8 protein-coding genes are annotated in these 10,466 nt (G+C 64.0%); 4 read left to right on the top strand and 4 right to left on the bottom strand.

Annotated elements, in window-relative coordinates:
- Together KA354_04125 and KA354_04120 are read right to left on the bottom strand one after the other, a co-directional pair.
- The coding region (locus tag KA354_04125; protein ID MBP7933816.1) for an FAD-dependent oxidoreductase at positions 1–99 on the bottom strand (99 nt) is incomplete at its 3' end.
- Between the two features lie 53 nt (positions 100–152).
- On the bottom strand, positions 153–344 hold the full coding sequence (locus KA354_04120; GenBank protein ID MBP7933815.1) for a hypothetical protein: 192 nt from the start codon (positions 342–344) through the stop codon (positions 153–155).
- Positions 345–750: 406 nt separating this feature from the next.
- Here KA354_04120 and KA354_04115 point away from each other — a divergent pair, with 406 nt between their 5' ends.
- The 3 genes from KA354_04115 (at position 751) to KA354_04105 (ending at position 7,843) form a co-directional block, all read left to right on the top strand.
- The gene (locus tag KA354_04115) at positions 751–3,210 is read left to right on the top strand and encodes a hypothetical protein (GenBank protein ID MBP7933814.1); all 2,460 of its coding nucleotides are present in this window, start codon (positions 751–753) and stop codon (positions 3,208–3,210) included.
- Positions 3,211–3,319: 109 nt separating this feature from the next.
- Positions 3,320–6,070 (top strand): glycoside hydrolase family 78 protein, encoded by a 2,751-nt coding sequence (locus KA354_04110; GenBank protein ID MBP7933813.1) that lies wholly within the window; start codon positions 3,320–3,322, stop codon positions 6,068–6,070.
- 231 nt (positions 6,071–6,301) lie between these two features.
- Positions 6,302–7,843 (top strand): sugar isomerase, encoded by a 1,542-nt coding sequence (locus tag KA354_04105; protein MBP7933812.1) that lies wholly within the window; start codon positions 6,302–6,304, stop codon positions 7,841–7,843.
- 36 nt (positions 7,844–7,879) lie between these two features.
- Here KA354_04105 and KA354_04100 read toward each other — a convergent pair whose 3' ends face one another.
- Positions 7,880–8,869 (bottom strand): hypothetical protein, encoded by a 990-nt coding sequence (locus KA354_04100; GenBank protein ID MBP7933811.1) that lies wholly within the window; start codon positions 8,867–8,869, stop codon positions 7,880–7,882.
- Between the two features lie 76 nt (positions 8,870–8,945).
- Positions 8,946–9,608, bottom strand: a complete 663-nt coding sequence (locus KA354_04095; GenBank protein MBP7933810.1) for a hypothetical protein — start codon at positions 9,606–9,608, stop codon at positions 8,946–8,948.
- A gap of 471 nt (positions 9,609–10,079) precedes the next feature.
- Here KA354_04095 and KA354_04090 point away from each other — a divergent pair, with 471 nt between their 5' ends.
- Positions 10,080–10,466, top strand: coding sequence for a hypothetical protein (locus tag KA354_04090; GenBank protein MBP7933809.1), 387 nt, complete (start codon positions 10,080–10,082; stop codon positions 10,464–10,466).

The raw sequence follows: 10,466 nt of genomic DNA, 5'->3' as shown, positions 1-10,466 counted from the left end.
GTCTCCTGCTGCGTAGATTCCAGGAACTTTGGTCTGGTAATAATCCCCTACTGGGATAAAACCACGATCACAAGAAATGCCTGCATTCTCCAGGCCTATATTTCATGTGTTAGGAGTTCTGCCCGTTGCTACCAAAATCTTTTTTGCCTGTACTACAGTTTTTGTACCATCGTTTTTTTCCAGGGTGATGTCAAAGAAATTTTCTTTGCGTTCCCAGCATAGAGCCCTTGTTCCTGTTCTGGCTTGATGAGCAGCTCCTGCGCCCGACCCGGCGCTGGGAGGGTCAGGCAAAGGACCGCTGTGACGAGGACAAGACGCGAGATCGAGTGACGTTTCAAGGTCATGAAGGGCGCTCCTCCCAGGCTCTTCCGTGCTGGTCGATGCGGCCGGTTCGCTTGGCCGCGCGTGCCCGGCGACGCCACCAGGCTGTGTTCGGGCATCGTATCGCCTCGCCGTCGCGATGACCATGGCGGGGCTCAACGTGCGCCGACGGTTTGGCTCGGCATCCTTCAGCCTGGGCGTGAAAGCGGAATCTCCGGGGCAACGACGATGGCGGCGCAGGTCATCATACCCCTTACGGCGATCCGAGGAAAAGGTATGATGCGTGGCGCTCGGACGGAAAGGCTGGCACCATCGATGGGTCGGTCTGGCTTGTCCGGTGGATTCAGGGCGGAGCTTGTTGTGAAAACCAGGTCGCTTGTTCTCGTATGGTTGTCGTGTTCAAGCGCCATCGCCCCTGCGGCGACGCCCGTGGCTAAGAAGGTGCCGGCCGCATCCGCCGGTAGAGAACTGTTGGCCAACCGGGGCTTCGAAGGCCTGGATGGCCGGAAGCCGGAAGCCTGGTCGTCGTACGAACAGGGGGGCGCAGTCGATCGGGACCACCACCACGGGGGGCAGATGAGTGTGCGGTGCGACAATCCAGCCGGCAAGCTCGGCATGGGCTTCCGCCAGTCCCTGACCCTGGATCGCAGGGAGCCCCGGCCACTGATCGCGTCCGGCTGGAGCAGGGCTGAGGACGTGGTCGGGACCCAGAACGCCGATTACGCCATCTACGTGGACATCCTTTACCAGGACGGAACCCCCCTCTGGGGGCGGGTGGCATCCTTCTCCTGCGGCACACACGACTGGGAGTATCGCCAGGTCCGGATCGTACCCGACAAGCCGGTCAGGCAGATCAGCGTCCATGCACTCTTCCGCGGCCGCCAGGGCAAGGTCTGGTTCGACGACATCTCGCTCAAGGAGGCAGTGACAACCGGTCCATCCTTCCTCTTCGACGGCGTGGGCGTGCAGCCGACAGGGGAAGCACGCTCCTCGACGGCCGACGCGACGGGCGAGATCCACCTTCGCGACGTGGCCGCCGACGGCGACTTCCTTCGCGTTCGCGAGGCCGGAGATTCCGACGGAACCATCCAGGTTCCCGAACTGCAGCTTGCCGTGACCAGCAAGACAGCCACCGTGCCCGGCGGCCGGCGGATCGACATGACCATCAAGGACCTCGCTGGTCGCGATCGGGCCGTTGCCTTGTACTACGTCGTACCGATCAAGGCCGCCGGCTGGCGTTGGTACGACAACGTACGCGAATCGCAGGTGATCAAGCCGTCTGCGACCTATCAGAACGTGACCCACACCGGGGTCGGTACAACGGGTCAGACGTCGCGTTATCCCTTTGCCTGCGTGGCAAGCCCCGACCAGGCCCGCAGCCTCCTCGTGACCCAGCCCTGCCTGTGCCGGTTCGGATACGCCGAGCCCGCGGGCGAACTGTACGCTGCGTTCGATATCGGCTTGGTCAACGAAACCAAAACGCCCGGGCAGGCTTCGGTGAGCGTCGTCGATGTCCAAACGGACCCCACATGGGGCATGAGAGCCACGGCTCAGCGGTTCTACGAACTGCTCCCGGCTTGGTTCGATCCAGCCCGTGTCCCCCGGCGGCAGGGGAACTGGATGGCGTTCACCGCGATCAGTTCAGTTCAGCGACCGGAGGATTTCGGGTTCGCGGTCCATGAGGGTGACAACGACGTGCGCTGGGACAACGACCACGGCGTCCAGGCATACGTCTACGTCGAGCCGATGACCTGGTGGTTGCCGATGCCCAAGGAGATGCCACGGACCTATGCGGCCGCCCTGACGCACGCGCGGTCGTTCCAGCGAGATCCCCAATCGGACCGCTATGCCATGAGTTGGGCGGTCGAGCAGTCAGCCGTGGCGGACGAGAACGGCCGCCTGCATCTGGACGTGCTCGATACACCCTGGGTGGACGGGGCGGTGTTCGGCAACTCGGCCGATCCCGACGTGCCCGAGAAGGAGGGCCATTTGAACCTCGCCCGCCTCAACCTGCGGACGCTCGAGAACGCCTTACGCCGCGCCGAGGCCCAGGGCGGATTGGCCGGCGTGTACCTCGATTCACTCGAAGGCTGGGGCATGCTCAAAAACTGCCGCCGGGAGCACTTCGCGGCCGCCGATCTCCCCCTGACTTTCGACTCCAACTCGCACCGGCCGGTGATCCTCAACGCCATGGCCACCCAGGAGTGGACCGAGCACATCGCCGGCTGGATCCGGTCTCGCGGCAAGCTGCTGATGGCCAACGCCGTGCCCCACAACTTCCCCTTTCTGGCTCTGCCGCTGGATCTCATGGGCACGGAGACGAACTTCCAGCACGACGGAAAGTTCGCCCCGCCCGGCCCGGACTTCTTCTACCTCAAGCGAACGCTCGCCTGGCACAAGCCCTATATGTTCCTGATGAATACTCGCTTCGAGACCTGGACCCGGCAGATGACCGAGGGCTACATGCGGCTTTGCCTGTTCTACGGCATGTTCCCCGGATTCTTCTCCGAGAACGCCAGCACCAACTGCTACTTCGCCAACCCGGCGTGGTATAACCGCGATCGCGAGCTGTTCCAGAGGTACATGCCCGTCATTCGGCGGGTCGCCCAGGCGGGCTGGGAGCCGGTCACGCATGCCGCCGCCTCGACCGAAGGCGTCTGGGTCGAGCGGTGGGGGAGTGAGCCGTCCAAGGGACTCTACTTCACGCTGATGAACACGACCGAAACCGAGCAGCAGTGCCGGCTGAGCATCGACCTGAAGGAGGCAACCGGCTGCCGCGCGGTCTCCCTGCTGAACGGGGAAGCGATCGGTGAGGTGTCGACCGGTCGGTTGAAGCTGGCAGCCCATGCCGTCGAAGCCCTGGTCTTGGAGTCGAAGCAGGAGCGATGATGCCGTTATCGCGACGGCTTACCTGTGGGCCTGTGCGTCGCTTACCTCGCAAGTGCCGCGGCGGCAGGATTTGTGTGAGTGAACCGATTGCAGCAACGGGAGTTGCCTGATGACCACGCGAACATGTTCTCTGCTGACCTTGTTGGCTGTAACACCCGCAACGACGGCGCACGCCGAGTCGGCCATCTCGGCTGACGGCCTTCGATGCGAGTATCGGGTCGAGCCCGACGGCATTGACGTTGCCGCTCCGCGCCTGAGCTGGATCCTGACCTCCGCCACCCGGGGGCAGGTTCAGACGGCTTACCAGGTCCTGGTGGCCGGCGAGCGGCTCAAACTGGAGGCCCACAAAGGCGACCTGTGGGACAGCGGGAGGGTAATGACGAGTCAGACCGCCCAGGTCGCCTACGCGGGTCAGCCGCTGCAGGCTCACCAGGAGTGCTGGTGGAAGGTCCGGGTCTGGGACCGCGACGGACAGGTCTCCTCCTGGAGCAAGGTGGCCTCCTGGAGCATGGGGCTGGCGGCGGGTGAGCCGTGGCAGGCTCGATGGATCGGCTGGAAACCAGCCCCGTCCACCACCCCGGCGAACACGCAACCGACCAAGCCCGCTGTTGTGCAGCAGCCGCTGCCCATCCTCCGCCGCGATTTCGAAATCGCCAAGCCCATCACCCGGGCGCGCCTCTACGTCTGCGGACTCGGTTTCAACGAGGTGCGGCTCAATGGCCGCAAGGTCGGTGACCATGTGCTTGACCCGGGTTGGACCCACTATCGCAAAACCTGCCTGTACTCCACCTACGATGTGACCGCGAACGTCGCCCTGGGCCGAAACACCCTCGGGATCATGCTCGGCAATGGCATGTACAACGTCGTCGGCGGGCGATACGTCAAGTTCACCGGTTCCTTTGGACCGCCCAAGCTCATCCTGCAGTTGCACATCGAATACGCCGACGGGACAACGGCCGAGATCGGAACCGACGAGTCCTGGCGTGTTGCGGCGTCGCCGATCACGTTCTCCTGCATCTACGGCGGAGAAGATTACGATGCCCGTCTCGAACAGAACGGCTGGGATCGACCCGGCTTCGACGACGGGGCATGGCAGCCCGCGGCCGTGGTCGATGGCCCGGGCGGAAAGCTCCGCTCCCAGTCCGCCCCGCCGATCCGAATCATGAAGACCTTCAAGCCGGTCAAGGTCACCGAGCCCGGTCCCGGCGTCTATATCTACGACCTCGGGCAGAACTTCTCCGGCTGGCCACAGATCAAGGTCAAGGGGCCGGTCGGCACCCAGCTCAGGCTGACTCCCGCCGAGTTGCTCAACCCCAAGGGCTTCGCCGATCAAAGCGGTTCAGGCGGGCCAAGCTACTTCGTGTACACGCTCAAGGGTGACGGCGAGGAAACCTGGCATCCGCAATTCACCTACTACGGCTTCCGATACGTGCAGGTTGAAGGCGCGGCTCGCGACGCCACCCAGGCCGCCGGCAGGCCGGTACTCCTCGAACTGGAAGGGCACTTCGTTCATTCATCCGCTGCCGTCGTCGGTGAGTTCTCCTGCTCCAGCCCGCTGTTCAACAAGATCCACGACATCATTCTGGCCGCGATTCGCAGCAATCTGCAGAGCGTGAACACGGATTGCCCGCACCGCGAGAAACTCGGCTGGCTCGAGGTTCCGCACTTGCTCGGCCCGGCAATCATGTTCAACTTCGACGTGGCAACGCTCTATGCCAAGATCAGCGACGATACCGCCGAGGCTCAACTCGACAACGGCCTCGTTCCCGACATCGCTCCGGAGTATACCGTCTTCAGCGAGGGCTTCCGGGACTCGCCCGAATGGGGAAGCGCGGCCGTCATCGTGCCCTGGCTGACCTGGCAGCGCTACGGCGAACGCAGCATCCTGGCGAGTCACTATGACTGCATGAAGCGATACGTCGATTACCTGGGCACCACGGCCAAGGACCTGATCGTGTCCCATGGCCTCGGCGACTGGTGCGATTTCGGGCCGGCGCCGTACGGGCCGTCCCAGCATACGCCCATTCCACTCACCGCCACGGCCATGTACTACTGCGATGCGACTATCGTTGCCGAAACCGCACGCCTGCTCGGCAATACCGCCGACGCGGAGAAATATGCTCAACTGGCCAGGAATATCCGCGCAGCGTTCAATCACAAGTTCTTCCACGCCGACACCGGGCAGTACGCCACCGGCAGTCAGACGGCCAACGCCATCCCCCTGGTGCTCGGACTGGCGGAGCCCGAACGGGCCGCCGACGTTCTCGAAAACCTGGTCAAGGACGTCCGGGCCCACAAAAACCATCTGACCGCCGGCGACATCGGGCATCGCTTCCTCGTCCAGGCTCTCCATCAGGGCGGGCGCTCCGATGTGCTGTTCGACATGACCAACCAGCGCGATGTGCCCAGCTACGGCGCCCAGATCGAACAGGACGCCACGTCGCTCACCGAGGTGTGGGATCCGAAACGTGGCTTCTCGCAGAATCACTGCATGCTGGGCCACATCGAGGAGTGGTTCTACAACGGCCTGGCAGGCATCGATCAGGATCCGAGGAAGGTCGGCTTCGCGAAGATCCTCATCAAACCGCAGGTCGTCGGCGATATCACCTGGGCAAAGGCCCACTACGACTCCATCCGCGGCCGGATCGCCAGCGAATGGAAACGAGAGAACGGCACGCTGGTGATGGACGTGACCATTCCCCCGAACACGACCGCCACGGTCCACGTTCCCGCCGGCGAGAATCAGATCGTGACGGTGAACGAGGGCGCCACCCCCGCGATCGCTCCGGTCCGCCGGGAGACAAGTGCGGCCGTCTTCGAGATCGGCTCAGGCAAGTACCAGTTTGCCGCGAGGCCGTGACCACGCATCATTCCTGTGGCTGGACGCCGCCACCACGCCCGGGTAGAAGATGCACCAGGCCGATACGGAAACGCCTCCTGCGCAAACCTCCTGAGCGTCGCCTGCGACCCGCATTGTCCCCGGTTTGAAGTCCTGATAGATTGGATCCCACACCTCGATCCGTGGCATTCGCACCGTCCGCGGACGTTCGCGTCGGCGAACAAGCCGGCCTGGTTGAGGAGGAACACGCCCATGGGATGCACGTGCCTGAATCGCAGGGAGTTGCTGGGCGCCACCGCAGGAACCGCCCTGAGTATCGCCTTGGTCTCGCGAGCGGCCGCACCGGCTTCCGAGGGCGCTGATTGGAGGGCCCAAGCCTGGGATCCGGATCGCCCGTTTCGCATCGGTGGACGCCCCCTGCGAATCCAGCCGGTCCTGATGTACCAGGTGCCCCGGAAACGCGAGGCGGCGTCATGGAAGTCGTGGGGCGGCGTGCAGACCGAGGAAGCCGCTGGGCAGGAAATCGAGCGGATCACCTGGGAGCTCAAAGCCCTGACCGATCGGGCGGCTGGCCGCCTGAAATGCCTCCCGGCGGTCAAGGTGAAGTCCGTCGAAGAGGCGGCCGCCGTTCACCGGGTCGAGCGTGACGCCGATATCGTCTATCCGGCCACAGGGTCCGGTGACACCCTTCAGGCCTGCGTCGCCAAAGATCATCCGGTGATTCTGTTCGTCCGCCATCGCAGCGGGCCAATCTACTACTGGTACGAGGCGCTCAGCAGCCGCTATCTGGCCACCGACGAGCCGGGGGCGGATGGCCAAGCCCCGCCCGCTCTCGGCGACGTGTCTGTGGGTGATGTCGTGGTCGATGACATCACTGATCTGGCCTGGCGGCTGCGCGGGCTCTATGGCGTCAGGAACCTACTGGGGACGCGGATCGTCGCCTTGGGCGGTCCTTGGGGCAAGTACGCCCCGGCCGCGCCCGATGTGGCCCACAAAAAGCACCAGATCGAGATCGTCGAGACCACTTACGAGGATCTCGAGCCCCGGATTCAGAAAACCATGGCCGACACCGGCCGGATGTCGCTGGCCGCTCGCTGGGCCGATCGGTTCCTGTCCCTGCCCGGCACGACGCTGCAAACCGATAAGTCGTTCGTGGTCAATGCTTTCATGCTCTACGGCTTGTTCAAGGAGCTCATGCGCGAGAATGGGGCCGAGGCGTTCACGATCAAAGACTGCATGCGGACCATCATGCCGATGTCGCGCACGACTGCCTGTCTGACACTCGGTCTACTCAACGATGAGGGACTGCTGGCCTTCTGCGAGTCGGATTTCGTCATCATTCCGGCCGGTATCCTCTTGCGGCACATCGCGGGCACGCCGGTGTTTCTTCACAACTCCACCTTTCCGCACAAGGGGATCGTCACCTGCGCCCACTGCGCCGCACCGCGGCGCATGAATGCCGAGCGCTACGAACCGACCGCGATCATGACCCATTACGAGTCGGAGTACGGCGCTTCCCCCAAGGTGGATATCCCCGAGGGCACCGAAGTCACCTTCATCGATCCGGAATACGCCACCGGCCGATGGCTCGGCTTCAAGGGCAAGGTCAGGGGCAACCCGCGGTACGAGATCTGCCGTTCCCAGCAGGATGTCGAGATTCTGGGAAACTGGAGGAGACTGCTGGCCGAGGCCCGCGATTCGCACTGGGTGATGGTCTACGGCGACCATCTCGACGCCGCCGGGTACGCGGCCCGCAAGCTGGGTCTCAGGTGGGAGAGCCTGTCGGGAGCCTGAAAGCCAGGCGTTCGTTCCGCTCACCCGCCCCCGATTCTACCGCGGCATCCTCGTGTACTCTTCCAGCAGCCGGAGGTACTGCCGATACGCCTCCAGGGAGACGCCAGGGGGTGTCTGGTGGTCGACGCTGGGGATGAACCCGCCGGTCCGCATCAGCGGCAGCAGTCGCTCGAACTCGGCTCGCATCGCCGCTTCGCCCTGGTTCATGACCATCTTGTTGTAGTGGCCGATCATGACCAGGTGGGGAAAGGACCGCCGCAGCTTCATGCCGTCCACCCCTGCTTGTCGCTCCAGGGGTAGTACGCCGGCCACGTCCATGTCCTGAAGCCACGGAACCAGCAGGGTGACATCGCCATCCGTGTCGACGATCGGGACGGCGTTCATTTCGCGAATGGCGGGAACGAGTTTGCGGTAGTAGGGAGCCATGAAATCGTTGAACGTGGCCCGCGAAATCATCGGGCCGTGGTTGTAGGACATGTCCTCCGCCAGGGTCATGAAGGTCGGCACGCAGGTTCTCGAGATCCGCTGGAGAATGCGGAGGTTGAAGTCCAGCAGGTCCTGATTGACCCGGTGGATCAGTTCCGGCTGGTCGTGAAATGCGTACATCAGCTTCTCGAAACCCATCAGGGTCCGGGGGAACCAGAAGAAGCCCTCCAACGTGACCCAGACCACGACCTCGCCTCGTGCCTGCCGGTCGGCCCACGGCCGCATCGATTCAATGGCGGCATCGTGGGCCGGAAACAGCCTGGACCGGATGGCGAGGTAGTCGTCCATCGTAGCTACGACGCCTTCGACGTGGTGCTGCGTGGCTTCGATGGTCTCTTGGGTGGTGCTGAACCAGAACTGGTAGTAGGGGTCCAGCCCGAAGTACCGGGAGATCTCGAACACGCCGGTCAGCTCGATCGGCAGTCCCTCGGAATGCCATCGGTCGACGGTCAGATCCCACCACATGGCCCATTCCCACCGTGGCAACCGATCCACCGGTTGGAAGTCCATCACCGCGCGGAAACGTTCAACATGATTCACCGGAGTCTCCATGACAGGAGCGTTCAGCAGCCAGCATTCGGCTGGTCCCTGCCCCCGTGGCGAAGCTGTGCCGCGTCTACACCGCGTCCTTGAGCCGCCTGAGGACCTCGAACGATCCCTGGGTGACCACCTCGTCGCCGTGCTGCAGCCGAGTGCTCGAGCCCGGGAAGAGCTTGGGTTCGACGCCCGCGGGGCGATGCTCGACGATCCCCAGCCCGTGAGTCTCGCAGAAATCGCCGATCGTCGTGCGGTCCCTCACCATGAGGGCCAGATCGACGATTCCTTCGAGAATCACGGTCAGGCCGAGGATCGCCACGACGAAGAACACCGCCTGCAGAATGCGCGATTGGGGGAACTCCTCCGGAACCTGGCCGAAGACCAGGCTCCAGGTGTAGAACGTGGCCGCGGGGAGTGACAGACCCTTGCCCGGCTCAAGTCGCTGGAACAATAGCCCGCCGCCCAGCAGGATGAATACGATCGCCAGCAGCCGCCAGCGACACTGCCGTCCCAGCGTCCGGACAAAGCACCATTCGCGCCAGATCCGCTCGCCAAACGCCCGGCGCCGGGATCGGGGAACAACCAGCTTCTCGATACGCAGAGCGTCCACGGTCCTTGGCTTCCGGGTGCGGCCGGGAAAGGGGCGGATCCAGCGTGCCCGCCCCCGACCGCCGAGCCAGAGGATACCCGCCTTCAGGAGCGGCACACAAGAGCGGCCAGGCCGACTTCTGCTCCTCGCCATCCGCCCTCCTTCCGGGTCGGCTGGAGCCGGTCCGGTCATGACCTTCCGATAATAACCTGGCCCCGACCTCGGAACTCCACGGCCGGCTCGGGCGGATGCCATGGGTCCGGGCACGCTCGCTCTTTCGGTCGAGCCGAGGCGAAGTGATATCCAGAATGGGACGATGACCCAATAACCCAGGGTCTGGCCTGTAATTGTGTGTGACCTGCCGCCAGGTTGCGGCCACGAGTCCCTTGCGAGCATCGCCGCGGGCGGGATGGCCGCGAGGTCGGTGGACGCAGGCCACACGATCCTCGGGGCGAGGCCGGGTGGGGTCCATGGCCAGAAAACGCCTACGTGGGACGGGCAGGCGGGCCGGCCTCCGGGACGACCAAACAGAAAGCCACTGTCATGAATGCCGCGACGACCGTTGACGCGGGAAGGGGCCACGCCCGGCCAGCCCGGGGAACCGGCCGAGTTTTGATCCCTGCCATGTGTTCCGCCGTCCTGTTGGCCACTTCACTGGCCGCAGGATGTCGCGACGAACTGCCCACCAAGCCCAGGACCGCTGACGCCGCCGAGGCGGCCACAAATCAACCGGCCAAGCCGACCGCCGGCCAAGAGAATATCGATGGGCGACGCGTGTTGCTGGTCCATAGTTGTCATCCGGAATACCCGTGGGTGGACAGCGTCACTCAGGGCGTGAAGGCGGCCATGCAAGGGACCAGACTCGCTCTGGAGGTCCTCTACATGGACACCAAGATGGTGAACTCCGACACCGCGGCGATCCTGGGTATCTCGTTAACCGACGATATCGCCAAAGAGGCGACGGTCGTGTCGGGGAGGAGCGGACCACCGGTCGGCGTGGCTACGATGTGA

The sequence above is a fragment of the Phycisphaerae bacterium genome (assembly GCA_018003015.1).
Lineage (GTDB): Bacteria > Planctomycetota > Phycisphaerae > UBA1845 > PWPN01 > JAGNEZ01.
This window is presented reverse-complemented; position numbering and strand designations above follow the sequence as displayed.